General features: G+C 40.8%; 15 protein-coding genes. 7 read left to right on the top strand and 8 right to left on the bottom strand.

What is annotated here, in order from left to right:
- Positions 1-203: 203 nt before the first annotated feature.
- From P2W73_RS06535 to P2W73_RS06520, 4 genes are all read right to left on the bottom strand, one after another.
- Positions 204-3017, bottom strand: coding sequence for a CHAT domain-containing protein (locus tag P2W73_RS06535; protein WP_276501202.1), 2814 nt, complete (start codon positions 3015-3017; stop codon positions 204-206).
- A 95-nt stretch (positions 3018-3112) separates the two neighbouring features.
- On the bottom strand, positions 3113-3685 hold the full coding sequence (locus P2W73_RS06530) for a hypothetical protein (RefSeq protein WP_276501201.1): 573 nt from the start codon (positions 3683-3685) through the stop codon (positions 3113-3115).
- 378 nt (positions 3686-4063) lie between these two features.
- Positions 4064-4801, bottom strand: coding sequence for a tetratricopeptide repeat protein (locus P2W73_RS06525; protein WP_276501200.1), 738 nt, complete (start codon positions 4799-4801; stop codon positions 4064-4066).
- A gap of 11 nt (positions 4802-4812) precedes the next feature.
- Positions 4813-5403 (bottom strand): RNA polymerase sigma factor, encoded by a 591-nt coding sequence (locus tag P2W73_RS06520; RefSeq protein ID WP_276501199.1) that lies wholly within the window; start codon positions 5401-5403, stop codon positions 4813-4815.
- A gap of 243 nt (positions 5404-5646) precedes the next feature.
- Here P2W73_RS06520 and P2W73_RS06515 point away from each other — a divergent pair, with 243 nt between their 5' ends.
- The 7 genes from P2W73_RS06515 to P2W73_RS06485 all read left to right on the top strand — a co-directional run bounded on the left by P2W73_RS06515 (position 5647) and on the right by P2W73_RS06485 (position 9904).
- Positions 5647-6198, top strand: a complete 552-nt coding sequence (locus P2W73_RS06515) for a hypothetical protein (RefSeq protein ID WP_276501198.1) — start codon at positions 5647-5649, stop codon at positions 6196-6198.
- 139 nt (positions 6199-6337) lie between these two features.
- A complete protein-coding gene (locus P2W73_RS06510) occupies positions 6338-7174 on the top strand; it encodes a helix-turn-helix domain-containing protein (protein ID WP_276501197.1) in 837 nt (278 codons plus the stop codon).
- An 87-nt stretch (positions 7175-7261) separates the two neighbouring features.
- On the top strand, positions 7262-7900 hold the full coding sequence (locus tag P2W73_RS06505) for a DinB family protein (protein ID WP_276501196.1): 639 nt from the start codon (positions 7262-7264) through the stop codon (positions 7898-7900).
- Positions 7901-7935: 35 nt separating this feature from the next.
- Positions 7936-8379, top strand: a complete 444-nt coding sequence (locus P2W73_RS06500) for an ester cyclase (protein WP_276501195.1) — start codon at positions 7936-7938, stop codon at positions 8377-8379.
- A gap of 25 nt (positions 8380-8404) precedes the next feature.
- Positions 8405-8812, top strand: coding sequence for a nuclear transport factor 2 family protein (locus tag P2W73_RS06495; RefSeq protein WP_276501194.1), 408 nt, complete (start codon positions 8405-8407; stop codon positions 8810-8812).
- Positions 8813-8838: 26 nt separating this feature from the next.
- The gene (locus P2W73_RS06490) at positions 8839-9195 is read left to right on the top strand and encodes a hypothetical protein (protein ID WP_276501193.1); all 357 of its coding nucleotides are present in this window, start codon (positions 8839-8841) and stop codon (positions 9193-9195) included.
- A 292-nt stretch (positions 9196-9487) separates the two neighbouring features.
- A complete protein-coding gene (locus tag P2W73_RS06485; protein WP_276501192.1) occupies positions 9488-9904 on the top strand; it encodes a DUF4293 family protein in 417 nt (138 codons plus the stop codon).
- Between the two features lie 157 nt (positions 9905-10061).
- On the opposite strand, the gene P2W73_RS06480 is transcribed toward P2W73_RS06485, so the two are convergent.
- The 4 genes from P2W73_RS06480 to P2W73_RS06465 form a co-directional block, all read right to left on the bottom strand.
- Positions 10062-11894: a T9SS type A sorting domain-containing protein gene (locus tag P2W73_RS06480; protein WP_276501191.1), complete on the bottom strand. Its 1833-nt coding sequence runs from the start codon at positions 11892-11894 to the stop codon at positions 10062-10064.
- Positions 11895-12214: 320 nt separating this feature from the next.
- Complete coding sequence (locus P2W73_RS06475) at positions 12215-14743, bottom strand: T9SS type A sorting domain-containing protein (RefSeq protein ID WP_276501190.1); 2529 nt, start codon at positions 14741-14743, stop codon at positions 12215-12217.
- Between the two features lie 399 nt (positions 14744-15142).
- Positions 15143-17197, bottom strand: coding sequence for a beta strand repeat-containing protein (locus tag P2W73_RS06470; protein ID WP_276501189.1), 2055 nt, complete (start codon positions 17195-17197; stop codon positions 15143-15145).
- A gap of 612 nt (positions 17198-17809) precedes the next feature.
- Complete coding sequence (locus tag P2W73_RS06465; RefSeq protein ID WP_276501188.1) at positions 17810-20548, bottom strand: T9SS type A sorting domain-containing protein; 2739 nt, start codon at positions 20546-20548, stop codon at positions 17810-17812.
- Positions 20549-20840 lie beyond the last annotated feature (292 nt).

Genomic DNA, 20840 nt, shown 5'->3' with positions numbered 1-20840 from the left:
CTGACATATCTAGTTTTAGATGCACGGTTTTTTTTCGCTTTTGCCATTTTTCCTTGCACTTTGGTTAATCTAAATTAACCAAACTTCAACATGGGCAAGGCTTTGATACAAAATCAGCAAACCCTAAATAGAAGAGTAAATTTTTTAAATCTGTTTTTCAATTATTGATTTATGCTTACGCTAATCTTACTACCACTCATCCTTTATGCTGCTTTTTTAGAAATGGCCCACTTGCGTGCAGCAAAAAAAACAATGCACCCAACCCCAGTTAATAGAACTATCCATTTCCAGGGTTGAGCCTTTTCCAAATGTATGGAATCACTCTTTCCTACCAGCACCGGTGCCGCCCAGTAAAATGGCAGCAATCTTTCCCCCGAAGCAGTTTCTAAAAATTCAAGTTTGGCCTTTTGCAGCGCTATATCAATCGGCAGATCTTTCGCCAGCCACTTATAAAACAACTCCGTAAGCTCATACGTCGATTCATTGTCTACAGCCCATAAATTTGTAATAGCCGAGGGAATTCCCAAAGCAGCGAAGCCACGGTTAAAGCTGAACACGCCTTCACCGTTATATAGCTTACCTCTGCCTGTTTCACAAGCTGATAGTACAATAAGTCTTGTCACAGGTTTAGATTCATGGATAAGATCGGACAGATACAATGCTGAGTCAGCGAAATAAATCACAGGTTCATTGTTAATACTGCTGTCAGCCGCATGGGTATACAGCTGAATGATTTTATAACCGGAGAACTGTCGCAAGAAATTATTTCGTGAAGCGTTGATTGCAACTTGTTTTGTACTATATCCAAAATAATTTGCTATTCGTTGCAGCGACTGATCGCTGCCCGGCAAGGATGCCAGCGAAAAAGAAACGGGATAGTTAATAGGTGCCACCCCCATAAAATTTCTTCCATTTCCCGAAGAAGTCTTAAAATCATTCATTAGAAACCTCGCTGAATAGGTATAGCTGACAGCATGATCATTTATTAAATATCCCGGCGATTTGACAGCATTAGTTGAAACCAATGATTCAAATGGAAAATATTGTCCATCTGGTGATATGATAATACGTTGCCCTGGCGGTAACTTATCGTTAAAGATCAGGCTATACAAGTGGGATGCGACCTTGATATAACCGGCAAAATCACGATTTAACAAACTACCGTTGGAAATATAGGAAATGTATTCGCTTACCGTGTTTTCATAGTCCTGCTTGTCTATTCTTTTTAAAAAACTGTGGCGGGCAGTTATCAGTAAAACGTATACCGCACTATCACCGGAAAATATTTCCAGCAGCGCCTGATTATGATTCAGTAAGTTCTTTTGTGTATAAGACAATGAAATAAACCCGGTATCAAGAAAGTTTTGATAATATAACGGGTTTTTAGTTTTTATTGATTGCTCCAGCCTGTCCAGTTCCTGTTTGGCTGAAAAAATTTGCGATTGAAATGCTGCATATTTTGCTCCCGAGCTTTTCTCGCTGACTAACCCCCGTTCAAGATTCAGGATACTTTTCTTAAGTTGAGTTTGTTTTAAAATATCCGTTTCCCCCATCCATTGCTGTTCATTGAGTTGATCATTGAGTAGTACTGCACGGCTTTTTTCAAAAAAATAAAACGCATCAGTCGTATTGCCTTGTAAGTAACAGGCTTCAATGGCATTTTCGTAAAGGCGCCGAGAATCGCTTCGCCAAAAAAGTTTTGACTCAAGTTCCTTTTGTTTTAGTTTAACCCTGTCCAGTAATAGATCCGCCATTTTATAAATACGGATCGCTTCATGGAGCGCATTCCTTTGCCTGCTGTTTTCATATTGTTTCAGAAAGGCGTTGCCCTTATCGATAAACAAGCCTGTCAGGTAATGTATCTTTCTATGCGTTATAAATTCCGCCTGCGAACTTTCTAAAACATCCTTTTCGTTACTGCCGGACTTAATTTGATCAAAGGCCAGGCGGAAGCATTGAAAAGCGGAATCATAAAGACCTTTCTGCACATATACATTCGCAATTTGGGTAAATATATTTAACGATTCAAAAACGTCATATGATTTCATGTTTTCTTCCTTATTCACATACTTCAGCGCTTTTTTGTAATAAGCAAGCGCCTTATCTCCATCCTTGAAATGCATGAAATAAATTTTATACCCAATATCTTTCAGCGTTTGTTTATAATTAAAACGGTCCCCGGTCTCCTGGTAACATTTAAGACACTGGTTATAATAAAAAAGGGCCATTTCAAAATTTCCCTTTTGTTGCTGCACTTCTGCTAATTGGCCGTATGCTAATCCCAAATACTCTTTTAGCCCTTGCTTGCGGTATTCCTCTATTTTATTTTTCATGAGATCTTCCGCCTGTTCATTTTTTTTTAATTTCAGCAGGGCATTTACCTGCCAACCCAGGCTACTGAAAGCATAACTTTCACCTATTTTTTTTTCCAGGCCTGTATTATTATCAGCATAGCCCTGGCCAAGTGATCTGCATTTGGCCGCATAATCTATACAGCGGTGGTAATCTCCAACATCATAGAAATATTTAACCTGGGTATACAATGCCTTCAAAGAGGCGTTGTCCACATGATTTATTCTCATTGCGATAGTGAAACAACTATCCAGCGCTTTCATTCTTCCGGCAATATTGTTTAATGAATCGTACATAACAGATAGATAGTAATAGTTTCTAGGCAGGGCTTCTATCTTTATGGAAGGTTTGTGAGCATTTGCAGAAATAATATCAATAACCTGGCGGAGGTATTGGGCTGCCTTTAAAAAGTCAGCCTGCTCAAAATATATATCTACAATTTTGCGGAGTAAAAATACATGGGTGGAATCATTCCGGTAAGGGCAGCTATCCATCTTATCCAGGTAGCCAAGTAATTCCGCTATTTTTTCTTGTGGAGTAAATCCGGAAGAGTCCTTTACAAAACGAATGCGTTTAAATAAAAAATCCTTATCGGGACATTGCCCCGATAAGGATGCAGTTAAGAGCAACACAGAACTTATCAGTATAAGAAGTCCTCTTCGCATAAGTGCAAAAACATTAGCAAACCGGAGTAAATAAAAAGTTGGCAAACATTCCCGGAATGTCAAGGCTGCTGCTTATTTATTGACAAGTCTATTCATTAATATGGTGGTGGCCCTCCTGGTGGATCAGGCGGATCGGGATTTAGGTCGGGTGGAGTTGGAGTGATGTAAATGGTTACCTTTTCTGCTATTTCTGTACTATCTTCATTCAACTTTATATCACCTTTACCAAACCATTCGAAATAGATCTTGTGCTCAAAAACTTTCTTATCATGGTTTTCACCGTAATATTTTAGATATAGATCTTTAATCTGATATTTTTTAAATATTACATCATGATAATAAAGAAACCCTCCGCAAAATACTTCATACCTTCTTCGTCCTTCCTTATCCAAAGCTAGCGGCTTTGTTAAATTTAAACCAGGAAAAAACTTTTTAGGATAAGTCGCTGAGTCTTGCGTTAAAGATGGATAAGTAACCCATTCTCCAAATGTATCTAAAGCAGCGCTATTTTTCACTTCTCCCTTTTTTTTCTTCTTTCCATCTTGCCCTGTTTGTGTTCCATCATCATTTATTGACGTATACTCTTCAAAACATAGGTCAATCGCTGCTTGACCTATATGATCCAGGTTCATAGCGCTTAGTTCTTCCGTTGTTTTTGCCCATTTCATAAATAAACATTTTAGTGGTGAATAAATAGTTTACATTTTTATAGCCAGGCCTGAGCTTCTTTTTTCCCATCTAATCCACTTTTCACTACCGTCTGCAATAGTTCCCTAGCTTGCTGTTTATCACCGGGCTGATCTCGTTTCATCAGAGTGAGGGCATGATAAAATTTTCCGGGCTGGAATTAAATAAATGGTACTTCAATTGTTCAAGCAAGTTTATATGCTTAATCCATCGCAGAAATCATAAGGACATATAACATTAAGGTTATTAGGAAGTAGCGATTGAAAATAGTTTTGATTTAGAATCTGTAAAACTAACTATATGTCGCAAAACGTTCTCATCCCTAATATACTTACTATTCAGCCCTTCGCAAAAAATTACTATTTCTTCAGCCACTCTTCCGCCTCTTTTTCCCCTTCAAGGTTATTTTGCACCACTTCATTTAAAAGTTGCTTGGCCGTTTCAGCATCACCGGGCTGATCCCGTTTCATCAGAGCAAGGGCATGATAAAATTTTCCGGGGTTGGAATAAAGATGAGTATAGCTTTCTAATTGAGTAAAGTGATTTATTGCTTTGTCGTATTCCCCGAGCCGGAGAGCAACAATTCCGGCATATTTTTTTGCTTCAACAGAAGCCGTATCATTTGCCACCAGGGATTCAAATTGTTTTTGCGCTTCCTGCAATTTACCTTCATTATACAAGGCCAAACCTGCCTGCAGACTGTCCTGTTTACTGCCCATCGTCACAGATAGTACCGACAAATTTTCTTTTACATATTTATCGGCCAGTTCTTGGTAAGACGAAGGTTGCCGGAAAATAGTTAAGCCCCATACAATAGCGGCGACGACTGCTGCTGCGGCAACCCAAGGCAGGATTCTTCGCATCAAAGCTGGCTGTGGTTTCGATAAAGGCCTTTCCTTTTTATACTCCTCAAAAACCCTTCTTAAGTCTGCCCGCTTCTCCATCATGGCCGAAGCAGCGAATTGCTTTGTTGACATATAAAAAGCGACTTCGTCTGCAAAAAGCGGATCGCCGACAATTCTTTGTTCAAACTCCCTTTGCTTTTCTTCGGAAAGCTCGTGGTTACAATATGCCTCTATCATTTCTATATTGCTCAAGTTATTTTGTTTTAACTGGTCCTATATAATTGCCGTAGTTTTTCCAGGCAGCGCAACCGCGTCGTTTTAACTACGTCAGCTGTTTTGTATTCAAATATGGTCGCAATTTCTTTGTCACTAAATCCGTCGGCCCAATGCAGCAGAAGCTGACGACAGTTCTCTCCTATCTCCTTCAACTTCTGCTTTAACAGGTCAGCGTCTGTTTTATCCATCATCTCCTGGATTATCGTCTTTGCATTATCGGCCATGTGCAACAATACTGCTGAAAGATCACCGGTACGATGCACACTGTTTTTATTTGTCGTCTTCTTGCGAACAAGGTCAACACATTTATGATGAAAAATCTGGAATAGCCATGTTTTCAAAGAGGATCTTCCTTCAAAAGAATGATCGCTTATCCTGGCAATTGCCGCAATAACGGTATCAGCGTAAATGGTGAAGGCTTCGTCTTCCCGGAAAGAATATTTGTGCATGGCTTGTTCAATGAAGTAAGCATATTGCGTAAAAAGTTGCTCTTCTGCTTTTTTCCGGTCAATACCGTCCTGCAATAAATTATTAATGATGTCCTGGTCAGAGCGGGATGATAGTTGGTGAAAAGGCATATACCTTTTTTGTACTCATAAGATACTGAAAAACGGGGATTAAGAAAAAAACTCTTTTGTATGTTTCCTGTATCATCTTTTATTCGACCAATACTTCAAATACACATTTTTTCGAAAAAGTGAGCCGGTTTGCCTGCCAGTTGTCAACAACTCTTTCCCCAGCCCAGGGCCCATCCTGGCAGGCGCCGGCTTTTTGAAATCATTCTTCCTTATCAAGAACCATTAACCATTAAACTTTACAAAATGAAAAGACTATTTTTTCGCTATACAACAGGGTTCATCCCGTTTATAGTACTATGCAGTGGCCTCTGCGCCCAGGAAAACCTCAATACAATATCTCCTGATCCCGGAGCAAAGGATTTAGCCCATAACGCCAAAGCTAAATCCCGGAACCTATTCGTAAACCAGGGTACGACATCTATCAACATCAACGCAAAAGCAGTAAAAGATTTTGACAAAACTTATAAGCACGCCTCAAATGCCAGTTGGTTTGAATTGAGCGATTGCTACATGGCAAAATTTGAAAAAGATGGAGTGACAACAAAAGTTTATTACGACAATAAAGGAAGGTTGCTTGGAAACATCCGCTCATATTTTGAAAACAAACTGGCCCGTGATATCCGTCACCAGGTGAAGAGCAGCTATTATGATCACAACATCTATTACATTCATGAGCTAAACGTCGGTACTCACACAGTATACCTGGTAAAATTAGAAGGCAAAAACGATTGGAAGACAATTCGGATTGTAGATGGCGAAATGGAAGAAGCGGAGTCTTTTCAAAAAGCCAAATAGCTTGCCGCAATGCTCAAAAAACCAGTTCAGTCAAGGGGTAGGTTAACCGTATTAAACTTAAGCCCCGTCTTAAAATGACGGGGCTTTTTGTTGGAAGCCTGCCTATTATTTGCGAACTTTAAATACCAAGCTGTCTCTGATGATTTATCAGAAATTTCAACCAAACGAAACACTGTCGCAATATGTGGAATGTTATTTCAATTGGCATTGCGATGAGCCATTAGATAGTGAATTTATCGTCGAGTCACCACCCAATAGTTTTTGCTCGCTTGTGATCAACTACGGAGATTCTTATTTCTTGCAAAATAAAAAGTATGACCATTTACCGGTGCCCGCACAATTCGTCTGCGGTTTGTCAACGTATAGTTACAAATTATCCCTAAAAGGTAAAATCGGGATAACCGGCATTGTCTTCAAACCAGCGGCCCTGGCCACACTCTTTGGCTTAAATGCATATGAACTAACAGAAGAACGAATCGACCTTTTCTCCGTATTACCGAAGGATTATATAAAAAATTATGCTTGCAAGGTCAGGGACGCTGCGACGGCTATTCAAAAAGCAAACTTGCTGGAAGAACTTCTTCTATATCATATCCGGCGGGTGAATCCCCAACCTGATTATATTGATAAAGCGGTCAACATTATTGTAGAAAAAAATGGCATGTTGCAGGTAAACGATTTGCTTGCCGACAGCTGTATGTCACGAAGGACTTTTGAGCGACGATTTTTTCAAAAGGTTGGATTAAGTCCAAAATATTATGCAAGGGTCAGGCGTATCGGGTACATCTTTAACCTCATGGCTGGCAAGAAAAAGGTAAACTGGCCTGAAATATTTTATGAAGGTGAGTTTTATGACCAGGCTCACTTTATAAAAGACTTTGAAGCTTTTACCGGCAGAACTCCACAGCAATATTTAAAAGAAAACCTGGAACTGGCCAACTACGTGGAGAAGCCTGTTACTCAGAAATTGACTTAGTCCTGCCGCAATTTTACAACGGGTTGACGCAGTTTTACAATGTTTCTGCACATGGCTGATGATACCTTAGCAGTAAATTAAACTGCTATGAAAAAAGCTTTTTTCTTTTTATTACTCTTGAACTTTTCAATTACTTATTCACAAAAACCGGACGGGGCTTTTACAATTGACCCCGAGGTGAAACAATGGACCAACAGCGACCGTCAATATCTTCTTGAAAATCTAATGCGCAGTAAAGCTGAGCTTGTAAATGAAACGGCGGATCTTACGAAGGAACAATGGAATTTCAAAGAAACGTCGGACAGGTGGTCTATCAACCAGGTGGTTGAACATATTGCAATTTGGGAAATGCTAATTAGCCATGATATAAGCAGAGCCCTGGCTGATGGTCAAAAACCTGATCTTTCAAAAACGTCCAGGCCTGATAGCGTTTTTGTAACTTTTATCATGGAAGAGAAACCGCATATTTCAACAGATTATACTAAACCCTTTACCTATACAGTTCCCATGGGAATAAATGAAGGGAAAAACAATTTAGAATGGTTCTTAAAACTGAGAAATGAAGCGAATACCTTTCTTATTACTACAAATGACGACCTGAGAAGCTATAATCTTAAGCCTGGAAGTCCCAACATTCATCAGCGGTATATCACCATATTTGGCCATTGCGATCGCCACCTTCGTCAAATTCGAAAGATCAAACAGCATAGTAACTATCCCGGCTAAGCCGGTATTATTCAATAATCATTCAATCTTATATTATGGACACACTCGTAAAACAACAACAGGAACTAAGTTTAAAAAACGCCTGCGTCTCTTTTATGTTTGCCTATCAGCAAAGAGATGTAGACAAGATGCTGAGTTTTTGCAATCCCGAAGGTGAAGTTTATTTCAAACCACTTGGCGATTCGGGTAAAGGAAAAATCGGCGAATTGGGAAGAGCTATCTGGGCTTCATTGATCGATTGCTTTCCTGATATTGATAACACAGTAGATGCCGCTATAGCTGAGGATGGTGATACAGTACACTGCCAGGTAGTGATAAGGGGTACGCAGGCGAAAGATTTTGCAGGTATTCCCAATAAAGGAAAATCATTTGACAGCGATCATATTTTTATTTTCCGCCTGAATCCGGCTGGAAAAATTGAAAGAATAGAGATTGAATGGGATCACGCCGATTTTCAACGGCAACTGGGGGCAAACTAATTCTTCACCATTAACCATTAATCAAATGCCAACAATTACCTTATCAAAAAGCCAACTCCTTCACCAGTTAGCCAAAGACTATGTATTAAAAGGACTAGGAGGTAAAAACTTTGACGCTATACCTTATGCCGATGATGTGGTACTAAGAGCTCCTATTTGTCCCGGCGGTTCAGCAAATCCTTTGAAGGGAAAAGAAAATTTAAGAACCCAGTGGTGGGCGCCTTTACCATCCTTGCTGGGAGGCGTTGAACTCATCGATACGTTTATCAATAGCGACGAGACAACGGTTGCTGTAGAATTTCATTGTCATATTATACAACCAGCGTGTACGCTACGGATTATTGATCGTTTCATTGTAAACGAGGAAGGGAAAATAATAGACCAGGAAAACTTTTTTGACCCAAGGGATATTACGAATCCGGGCTGGAGATGATTTTCATAACATATAAATCGGCTACGATGACAAATCGAGCTTGTAGGCCAATACTATTGGCCCTGCTGGTCATCTTTTTCTCCAGGTGTACTGATGGCCCTGCCAAAGGCCAGGATACAGCAGAGGTCAAAGGAAATTCCACGACCGCACCGATCGGTGGCGCCTGGGAGTTCGTGGGAAAAACTGTCGATGGGGAGTCTATAGAAAAGGAGAAAATCAGCCAGTTCAAAATGTTTCACAATGACTTCTTTTTATTAGCGAAAGATTCATCTGGTAATGAAACAAGAGCCGGATCGGGCACATTTTCCTTAAATGGAAATATTTACCAGGAAACGTTCAAATACAGCAAGGCACCTGAATATACCGGCGCCGCCGATTGGTAGGAATCCGAATTGAAAGGAGATACATTAATTTTTAAGAGTTTTAAAAAGTGGCATTTGCTAATGGATCTGATAAAAAACATCGAGCCACCCAAGGTTTGAAGAAAAAAGACTGAGAGTTAAATACTAGTTTCTAACCATAATTATTTTACCTGATCAATAAAATTTCATGCTTCGATTTTTGTCAAAAAGCAATCGGTAGGATACAATGAACTGTCCAAATAGGCATTATTGACTGTACCGAAAAATACCATGAAAGCATTTATGCTTATTTTTGACAGAAACAATTCATTTTATGATTCAACGGCAGCAGACACTTTGGTTATTGTTAGCGGCGGTATCTTCTTTTCTAAGTTTCAAGTTCTCTTTTTATACTGGCAATATCCTGGAGGATAATATATCACGGTTTGCAGAATTGAATGGCGGAAGTACTTTTTTTCTTTTGATTTTAACCGGTGCTTCTTTATTGATCTCAGCAATAGCTATTTTTTTGTTTAAAGACCGGAAAACACAAGTCAAACTAACCATCACCGGCACACTAATAGCCACGGCTCTTGTCGTCCTTTATTTTCTTCAGGTAAAAAAATTTACCAACGGCAACTTTGCACTCACCGCTATTTTTGTATTTGCTATTCTTATTGGGTATATAATGGCTACAAGAGGCATATTGAAAGACGAAAAACTGGTAAAAAGTCTCGATAAATTGAGGTAAATATTTTCCGTTAAGTAATAAAAGCCACAAGTTAGATTTAAACTTGTGGCTTTTTTATTGCCAGTCTCCAAACTGCCCAATCGTTTACTGAATAAGAAAAGGGCCGGCACAACTCTGAAATGGCCAGCCCTTTCTTCTCTATTGGTACTCTATACCCTCATTGAACAATGAGTGTCTTGCTTTCCCGATAGTTGTCACCGGTAATTACTAAATTATAAATGCCTGGCCTTATAGCTGAAGGCAGCTTTAATGTCTTTATGGTAGAACTTCCTTTATTATTAATGATGTCGCGAAATGCGTTTTGACCAGCACTATTAAATAGTGTCAGGTTATAATTACCCTCCCGGACGCCACTCAGTGCAATAATCAACTGGTTATTGGTAACAGGATTGGGGTATAAACTAATACCATGTTTTTCTTTATCCCTTTCCACCCGCAACACCTTACTAAAAATGATCTTCATCGATTTTTCAATCACCTTAATCCGGTAAAAATTCAGACCAGGCAATGGATTGTTATCAAAATATTGATAACTGGCTTTGTCGTCGCGGTTGCTTTTGGGAAGAATTTGGGAGACAATGGAATAGTCACTGCCATTTCCTGAGCGTTCAACAAAATAGGTGGCAATATCTCTCTCAGTAAGATTACTCCATTCTATAATAACGCCATTATTTTTCCCGTAAGCAATAACATGGTCAAACATTACCGGCAAAGGATCATTAGCCGTTGTAATATTACCCAGTGTAAAATATTTTTCTTTTTGTGTCAGCGTTACTCCCGCTGAATCTGATACCACGAAACCATTTATCCCATCAATGCTATCTTTCGAATTGCCAATTTGTGTCCATGCTGTCCCATTAGACCTGGCTACCCTTGCCGCGGAAAGATCCCTCATACTTGAAACAGGACTGCAGTTGCTATAGGCATTCCGGTATAATGTTACAAGCCCTTTGACATTCTCTCCTGTGGGGAACAATTCCCAATATTCGCAATAGCTGATATGGTGCAAAGGGGCATTGATTGTATTTCCCTTGTTTGTAGCGGGCAGCCTTTTATATTCCGCTTGTATAGACGCATTTGAATCCATAACACTAACTCCAATGGGTATTCTGCCGCCGCCACTTCCCACCCAACCTGTCGGAAATGTAAAAGGAGTATTGCCTATTTTTCTCATCGGCCCCGCCACAAATGCCTGTTCGCTACCCACTGCAACCATTCCGCCATCATCTACCACAAGCATACCTTGTTCTGAACTTTGGATAAATCCATTTTTTAGCATCAATTCACCGGTGACAGTCGTCGACCTGGAGAGGGTTACTCCATTATCTTGGTTTGATCCGCTTGCATTGTCAATAGTGAGGTTTTTGACTTTGGCCGGTAATCCTAACCCGGTTACCTGTTGTCTGGAGCCTGAATAAGCATATGTGGCATTACTATCAAAAATTCTTTTTCCTGCAACCCTTACGGCGCCCATTGATCCTGTCAAAGAAATGCCTTGTGCATGCGCTGTTATTAACTTAGCTCCTTTGTCAATTGTAACGTCACCATCGCCATCCACAACTGATTCTCCAAGATTAAGAGTAGCACCCGCTGAGACAATAAAGGTGCCATCAATTTTTGCATAAGCGTTATTAAATAGCTCCAACCCCAGCTTATTGGCAATCGTCAATGAAGCACCCTTGAAAACCGTTAATGCATTCTTTTGAGAATTGTCTCCTAACAATACCCGTTGCTCACCACCTGGTACGCCGTGTAAAGTAATTTCACCGCCACTAACAATAATTCCTTTAAAAGAATAAGCTGGTACATTGAAGATTGCAGCAGTGCCACTATTAAAATCAAGTATATCCGTTTCAACCGGAACTCCTACCGGTGTCCACTTTGATGCATCATTCCAATTACCATTCCCTCCATTCCAGGTACGGGTTTGTGACCGGGCAATTAAAACAAGCAGTAAAAGAAAAAATAGGGAATAAGATTTCTTTATCACTGTAAATAACTTTTATTATTACTGTGCAATGTTTTTTAAAAAAGACCGACAGCTTTTTTAAAGGAGTTGGATTAACTGTAAACCTGGTAGGTTATTTTAAAGGTTTAGCAGTTATCAATAAAAATTTTCAGTTACTCACCTGTTTGTAAATGGATTCGAAGGATCGGAATTCAGAAGGATTGGAGAAGATAATAGCAATACAAGGCTGTTCTCTGGCCTGATTTGAAAATAAAGTTGCTTAGGAGAGAGGAGGGACGATTCTGATAAATAATATTTAATCAATAGAGGGCCACGTTGTAACCCCCTATTGATAATATACATTATTGTACTATAAACATTTTGCTTTCACGATAGTCATCTCCGGTTATCACCATATTGTAAACTCCTGGCTTAATGGAAGATGGTAAATCAATAGTTTGAGTGAAATTGCTGCTCTGATTGGTTATAACTTGTTTATGGATGTCCTGGCCACTAACATTTACCACACGAATATTGTATTGACCACGTTTGATATTAGACAAGCTGATTGTAACCTGGTTACCGCTTACGGGGTTTGGATATAAGCTTAAACCTTTTGCGGCTTTACCAAGGTTTACACTCAACACTTTACTGTAAACAGTTTTACCGGTAGTTTCAACCGCTTTGATACGATAGTAGTTAACACCTGCAAACGGACTTGCATCAAATGCACTGTAGTCAGCCTGGTCGTTTTGGTTACTTGTTGGCGACTGTTCAGCTATGCTGCTGAAATCCCTGCCATTGGCAGAACGTTCAACGGAATAAGAAGCAACATCTTTTTCTGTCAGATTGCTCCACTCGATTTGTACACCTGTATTTTTTTCGAAGGCTTTTACGTTAGCAAATACAACAGGAAGCGGGTTTGCTGCGCTGGAGCTTGCTAAAGCAAAGGCATTGTTGATACCTCCACCAATAACGCCTGATTGAACCGTGCCAGCAGCCAACGTACCTGTAATGCCATCATTTCCTTTATCAGTCCAAACCGTTGTTTCTAAACGTGCAACACGCAGATCTAAAGGCTGGCTAACATATGCGCCGCCATTGCATGAGCTGTTAGCAGCCCATGAAAGAGTAACCCTGGCAGGGGCATTTCCTGCAGTACGATTCATTGTCCAATATTCGCAACCGCTAACTCTTGTAAGGCCGCTGCCGATTGTACCAACAGGAGGAGTTCCTCTAAAGAATTCTGCACGATAAGTATTATTAGTTCCGTTTTGAGGAGTAATTCCAATCGTCCGAAGACCTCCATCAACTTTACCAACAGGGAAAGTAAAGGATTGTCCCTGTACAGTGGTCATTTTTGCCAACGGACCGTTTACGAAAGCACCATTCAGCGTCGATGCAGTTCCCGTAAATCCCACAGTTACTAAATTAGTTGCAGTAGTCGTAACATGTCCATTAGATAGTGTTAATGCATCGCTTACCAAAAAAGACCTTGCAGCTATCACTTCACCAGTCGTAGAATTATTAATAATAAGGCTTCTCACTTGTCCTGCCGCACCACCTGTTGTGGTAAACACGCCTGTTGTAGGACCCTGGAACTCATAGTCGGCTCCACTCGAGAAAACTCTGGCTATACGGATGGAACCCGTACCACCCAATCCAGCGGGGTTCGAAGTAATAATTTTACCGCCGGGATTTAGTGTAAATAATCCAGCACCTCCGCTTAGAATAGAAGTGCCGAAGTCAACCTTGGCATTGTTGTTTATATTAAAATCTATAGTTTGAGCGATAACGCCATCATCCGTTTTTGTAAAAGATTGTACAGCTGTGCCTGCAAAATTGACTATGCCTTTACCTGCTCCGTTCTCAGTGATCCTTCCACCGGTAAGTGAAAAATCTCCCATAACATTTATAGTGCCAATGCCACCCAGTGCTGCATAGATACCTGCGAAAAGGTCGCCGCCTGTAATTGAAACATCTCCGCTAACATTCAAGGTTCTTGATGCAGGAATTGGAAGTCCCGCCACAGTATTATCGGTTCCGATTGCAAAATTACCTCCGCTTTGGCTGAAGTTACCTACGCTCAAATTTTCCTGGTCCATCTGTAAACGGGACTCGCCGGTATTCACTATAGAAAAAGTGCCTGCTACGGACATTCCCGCAGCTGCAAGCCTTGCAACCCTTTTTTGTCCCGGAGCATCCCAAACAAAATTGCCAAATGCCCTGTTGAGGAAACGGGGAGCGTCAAATATCATCCCTGTGATTCTGACAGTTGATTCAGCATCAAAGCTGGCATCAGGAATATCTCCTTCGTCTTCAGCATGTATATAAGTACTTCCTGGCAGGAAAAGAAGTCTTGTTGTTGTCCCGGTTACCAATCCCCTGTTCTCGATGATACCGCTAACTGAAGTGCTAACAGCATTAAAATCGGTTTCGTACGATGTACCGAAGTTGATAATAAAGGTTCCGGCAATAGATGCTTTTACAAACTGATCCACTTGTAAATGAATACTAATTCCATTTGGATATACACCATTACCCAATGTAAGAACAGAGCCGCCTTCAACTCTAAAGTCTGTTACATTCGGGCCGTCCTGGATTGTAATGGTATTAGCACTTGACGTGTTCTGAAGTGTTACGGTGGAAGTATTGGCGATAGTCAGCCCACCAAGAGTGATCGCTGGTACATTTAATACAGTACGGGTATTACCGTCGTCAAATACTACAAGATCACCTGTTTGAGGGACACCCGGTGCACCAACTCCTGTTTCCCAGTTAATAGGCGAAGTCCATAATCCGTTATCCGGACCTATCCATCTGCGGGTTGTTTGTGACCACAAGGTCGTTGTAGCCAAAATCATGGCTAAACCAAAGTAAATTTTTTTCATCATTCAGAGTTTTAGGTTATAGAGAATAAGAGTTCACAATCCGAGGATTTGCATGAGGAGGATCTGTGATCTTTAAACAGGAGTTGGATGAAAAAAATACTGGTTAGATATTAGTATAGCTTAGCACAACGGCTCTATACACGAAGCATTCCTTATCACAATAAAGTTTTTAGGATTTGGGTACGGAATTCAGAAGAATGTGGATAGTTGAGGATGTGTTACAGATAACACGGAACAAATCTATATTTCCATTTTCAATTCTGCAACTATTTCAGGAAAATTTTTAAATAATATTTGAGTAGCTGATGCAATGTTAAGTTGAGCTGAACCTTTAGGTTATTTACTATAAAAAGAAACCGGCTAAATTAGCCGGTTCTTTTGGTCCTCTATTTGTACACTTTATTGAACAATGAACATTTTGCTTTCACGATAAGTGTCTCCAATTACTACGAGATTATAAACACCGGGTTTAATAGTAGAAGGTAATTCCAGTGTTTGGGTCAAGGTATTGCTGCTTGCATTGATAGCTTGCCTGTATACACCTTGTCCGGCTGTATTTAAAACCCTCAGGTTATATTGACCATTTTTCAGGTTGGAAAGACTAATTGTAACCTGGTTGCCTGTTACCGGGTTTGGATACAATCTTAAAGCCTGACCCGATTTACCAAGACTTACACTTAACACCTGGCTGTAAACAACTTTACCAGAAACCTCTACTGCTTTAATGCGGTAGTAATTAACTCCGGTATTAGGGGTAGCATCGAAAGCACTGTAGTCAGCTTTGTCATTTTGGTTGCTAGCAGGCAACTGTGTAGCGACACTGCTGAAATCGCTGCCATTTGCAGAGCGTTCAACAGAATAAGAAGCTACATCCTTTTCTGTCAGATTGCTCCACTCTACCTGTACACCTTTATTCTTTTCATAAGCTTTTACATTGGCATATACTACAGGAAGTGGGTTAGCTGCGGCATCGGTAGTACCCAAAGCAAATGGGCTAAACGTGCTCACACTTCCCCAGGTTACTGATCCCGCTGCAGGAGTTCCAGCCCCAAAACCTGTGCTGGCAGCATCCCAAGACGTTCCGTTATAGTGAACAGCTCTCATAGATTGTACATCTGAAATATAAGTTCCACCACAAGGACTATTAGCATTCCAATGCAGGATAAGGCTTATGGCAGTAGTACCGGCGCTTCTATCCAATGTCCAATATTCGCATGAGCTTATGGCCTGGATGCCAGCCGCAGTAATGTTGGTACGATTAGGAGCTGTTGCACGAATATATTCTGCCGTAAAGGTATTACCTGCACCTCCAACTGCACCAATTTCAATGGGTACAAATCCATTTGCTTTTCCCACCGGGAAAACGAAAGCATCATTCCCTACTTTTCTTACCGGTCCGTTTACATAAGAAGTTGTTGCTGCGTTGGTAGCTACTAAGGAAGAAGTAGCGTTATCGTTAAATATTAATAAGTTGGTTGCATCAGTTGTTACGATACCGCTTGTAAAGGTTGCAGATTCTGTAATTGTTACTGGTTTAGTTAAGCTAATTCCTCCGTTCGTGTTTGCAAAAGCAATTCTTCTGAAACTCGTCGGCTGAGTACCACCAATTACCTGAGCGGCATTTCCGCTAAATGTAATTGTTCCAGGTCCGGAAGTGAAAGAGCCGTCATTTGTCCAGTTTCCGGCAATAGTTAAAGATTTATTGTTATTGTCAAAAGTAACTCCTGTACCAATTGTTACATTTCCTGAAATGGCTAACGTTGTCGCTCCACCTGCGCCGGGTAAACTTTTAGTTCCGGTACCTGATAAGATCAAATTGTTATAGGCTGTGGCAAACATTGTTTGATTACCATTGCTTGTATACTCAACCGTCGAACCAGGATTGCTGGTAAGATTATCAATAGAATTATCAATAGCACCACCAATCTTCAGCACGCCATTCACAACTACGTTATAGGTCGTCTGGTTATTACCTGCTCCGCCTGATAAAGAAGCCGCCGCTACAGTTAATCCTGTGCCAATGGCAAATGTTGCGCCATTACCGTCCGTGCCGTTAATTGTTAAGGCACCAGCACTGATACTACCTGCACCCGAAACTGTAGAAGTTTGGTTAGTGAGAGTGGCACTTGCCAATGTAGTTGTTGTAACCGGCACTGCAATGGAAAGATCATTACCACCAGCTATAGTAACCGTGTTTAGTGTCAACACACCTGTACCTGAAATAGCTGATGTACCAGCATTCGCTGTTGTCAATGTTGTAAATGACTTGGAAACGTCCATGTCTAACGTTCCACCGGCGTTGATAATGATCGCAGTGTTAGCGGTAATATTACTGGCTGCTACTGTTTGACCATTGTTGATAGTTGTTTGCGCAAAACTTGTTGCTGTAAAAAGCACACCAGCAAATAACAGGCTCACCTTTACGTGTACGGAGTTGAGTAGATTTGTTTTCATTGTTCAGAGTTTTATTTAGAGTATAGAGAACACGAGTACGACAACATAGGATTGGATCGGGCAAAACATGGACATATTGCTATCTTCTGATATCAATCAACAGTTCAAAACCTGGAACTGCCTCAATAAACTATTTTATATGTCACGGGTATTTGGTACGGATTTCAAGGAGTGGTTGGATGATTAGTGTTGTATTATTAACACGCAACAAAACTATATTGCAGTTTCCGATTTCGCAAGTATTTTCCACAAAAAATTTCGCTATTCAACGTAAAACTACCCGAAAACAACGCTGCATATATTACGATCAAGTATTACAAAATGTTCCTTATCAACATTATAAATAAAAATACCGCTTAAATAAATAACCAGTATTTTTTTCGAATATTATTTAAACAGCATGTTGCGGAATGGTAAATATTTGGCTCCCCTGTAATCTTACCAAGACAATTACGATAGTACAAACGCCAGGGTCGATAGAAGAAAACATACCTGGTAGTGGAAAAATTACTGGCCGGAGAGATGCTTAAAAACGGGAAGTGAGCCCTGAAATAAAACACCCGGCAATATTTTGATTGCCGGGTGTCAAAACCAGATTTATATGAAAGAACTTTATTGCACAATGAAAATTTTACTTTCATTAAACCCATCTCCGGTTACAATCATGTTGTAAGCTCCGGTTTTGAGCGAGGCTGGGAGATCAATCACCTGGGTTATTTTGCTACTAATGCTATTGATAGTTTGCGTGAATACCTGCTGACCAGATGAGCTGACAACTTTCAAATAATATTGTCCGCGTCTCAAATTGGCAAGGCTGACTGTAACCTGTTTACCAATAACAGGGTTGGGATACAATTGCAGGCTCAACACATTATTTTTCAAGTTGACACTCAAAATCCTGGTATAGGTTACTTTTCCCCCTATTTCTTCGACCCTGATACGATAATAGTTCACTCCTGTCATTGGAGCGGCATCAAAAGCCAGGTAATCCGCTTTATCATTCGCATTGCTGATTGCCTGCTGCTGAGCTATCATGGTAAAATCCCTTCCGTTGGTTGAGCGTTCAACGGAATAACTAAGAACATCCCTCTCGGTCAAATTGCTCCATCCTATCTCTACACCATTGTCTTTCTCTATTACACGTACATTGGCAAATATAACCGGCAGTGGATTAGCGGCATTACTGCTGGCTAATGCAAAAGGACTAAACGCCGATACGGCATTGGCTGAAGTAATCGTGCCGGCAGTATTATTTCCGGTTGGATTTACTCCGCCCTCATTAAGCCAGGTGCCCCCTACGAGGTGAGCCACCTTTAATGTCGACGGCTGAGTAACGTATCCGCCACCCGGGGTACAAGGGCTATTAGCAGACCACGATAATACAACTTGCGCTGCTGCTCCGGAAGGTCTTTCAAGCGTCCAATATTCACACCCACTTATCCGGGTAAGAGTTGGCGCCAGGGCGCCTGTTGGCGGAGTCGCCCTGAAAAATTCAGCTGTAAATGTAGAAACAGTGGCAGCAGTTGTAATAATCCCTACTGTCCGTAGCCCACCGGCAGCTTTTCCAACGGGGAAATTGAAAATCGTTGCACTGTTGGTATTCTTAGCAAGCGGTCCGTTTACAAACGCTCCGTTAGCAGTCGTAGCGGTTCCACCGGTTCCCACTGTCAACAGATTGGTAGTTGTGGTAAGATAACCGTTTGCAAGAGTCAGGGCACCTGTTACCAACATTGGTTGAGAAAGTGTGACATTGCTGGTTGTAGAGTTATTTACAATGAAATTTCTTGCCGTGTTAGCTGTTGGTGAAGTTGCGAAAGTTCCTGTAGCCGCACCACGGAACTCATAATCTGCCGCACTACTAAAGGTGGCTGTCAGGTTGTTTCCTGTATTAATAGCTCCCTGGACACCATTTGCACTTCCTGTAATCAATTTACCGCCCGGTAATAATTGAAACTCCGCGAATGCCGTTTCAGGAGCAGGCACATCGCCTTCAATTTGTGACGAAACCACGAAGGTGGCGGTATTTAAAACACCACCATCTTCTACTATTAACTTACCAACAAAGTTTGGAAGATTATCTCTGCTGATTCTTAAGCCGGAAGCCAACCTCAATGTACTTCCATTTGCCACTGTGAAGTTTGTATAGGTGATGTTGGTAGGCGTTGTGGCCGTGTAAATTTGTTCCCCTGCTTTATTAAAAGTAATCAAGCCGTTAATAACCGCATCATCAATTACGGTAGTTCGGATAGTACCCGCGGTTTGTGTTAAATTTCCTTTCAAATTTAAAAAAGCTCTTCTGCCGGCCGGCCCTTCATCACCACTGGTAAAATCAACATCGCCACCCTCCTGTAAAAAGTTCCCATTCAAATTAACAATGGTAGTTCCATTGTCGCCATCACTATTGACATCAGCAAAAACAAGATTTCCGCTTTTGTGATTGTAATTACCTGTTATGTTCAGGGTGATACTGCCCGTTCCTTCGTCTAACAAAACAACATTTGTTGTTGCCGGTGCTGTTTGCTGAATAATTAAATTACCAGTAACATTAAGGATAGTTAAGGGTCCATTTTCCTTGAATTCCAGTTGTCGGACAGTAGCATTTGCACTGGTTTTTACAATTTCTAAATTGCCGGCGATTGTTGTGAGAACTCCATTAAGATTAATATCTGCGGTTTGTGCATTATCCCACTTTACATTCCCAAAGGTCTGGGAAAGGTTAGTAGGTGCTGTAGCTGTGATACCGGTAATATTTAAATTGGAAGCTGCATTCCAGGTAGCCGTTGGGATTGCTCCTGCATTCCTGGCATGAATATAAGTGGCACCACTGTTAAACAAAAGTTTAATGACCTGGCTGCTGGTAACTGTTCCGCCATTATTGTTTATTATCCCAGTGGAAGTGACAGTGGTAACGGCAAAAGCGGCGTCTGTGTTATAAGTACGACCAGTCTGCACATTTAACTGGCCATCAATGGAAGCATTCGCATTTGCTCCCATTGCTAAATTTACATTAGTACTAAGGGTTAACTGGGCTCCGGCATCTATGGCTAAATCATCTCCGGCTGCGCCGTTGGAAATAGTCAAAACTCTGGCAGCTGCCGCCTGCAATGTAATAGTTGAGTTGCCCTGAATTAACAAACTGGCTAAAATTATGTTGCCGGACTGAGCCACCTGGGTTACAACAGATGTAGTGTTAGTGGGGAAAATTACTATGTCACCTGCGACCGGGATTCCATTGTCCCAATTAGTGGCAACATTCCAGCTAGCGCTTGCACTACCGATCCATGTAGTTGTTTTTGCCAAGCCGGTAATTGAAATAAAAGTAAGAAGCAGAAATAAGTAAAAATTTTTCATTGCTACCTTTTTTGTTTTATAGAGAATAAGAATTTACCAACCGTCAGGGTAGATAGTTTGTAAATGGCTTGCCGAAATTTTAAAGGAATTGGAAAAACTAAAAAGGGGTACTTCAAAACCTGACACAATTCAGACAGGTTATATTTTTTCTAAGGGTAGAATGAATAACCCAGGGCAGGAGAATGGTGTATTAATCTAAAAGGGTGGATTACAAAGCTAGGCGATTTTATATTACCTGAAATATTTTGGTGGAAAAATAATCCCTGTAAATAAAGCCAGTGTTATCAATACC

Source organism: Terrimonas pollutisoli (genome assembly GCF_029360765.1).
In the GTDB taxonomy this organism is placed as follows: Bacteria; Bacteroidota; Bacteroidia; order Chitinophagales; family Chitinophagaceae; genus Terrimonas_B; species Terrimonas_B pollutisoli.
Note: the sequence above shows the minus strand (reverse complement) of the source record. Positions and strands in the feature narration are given on the sequence as shown.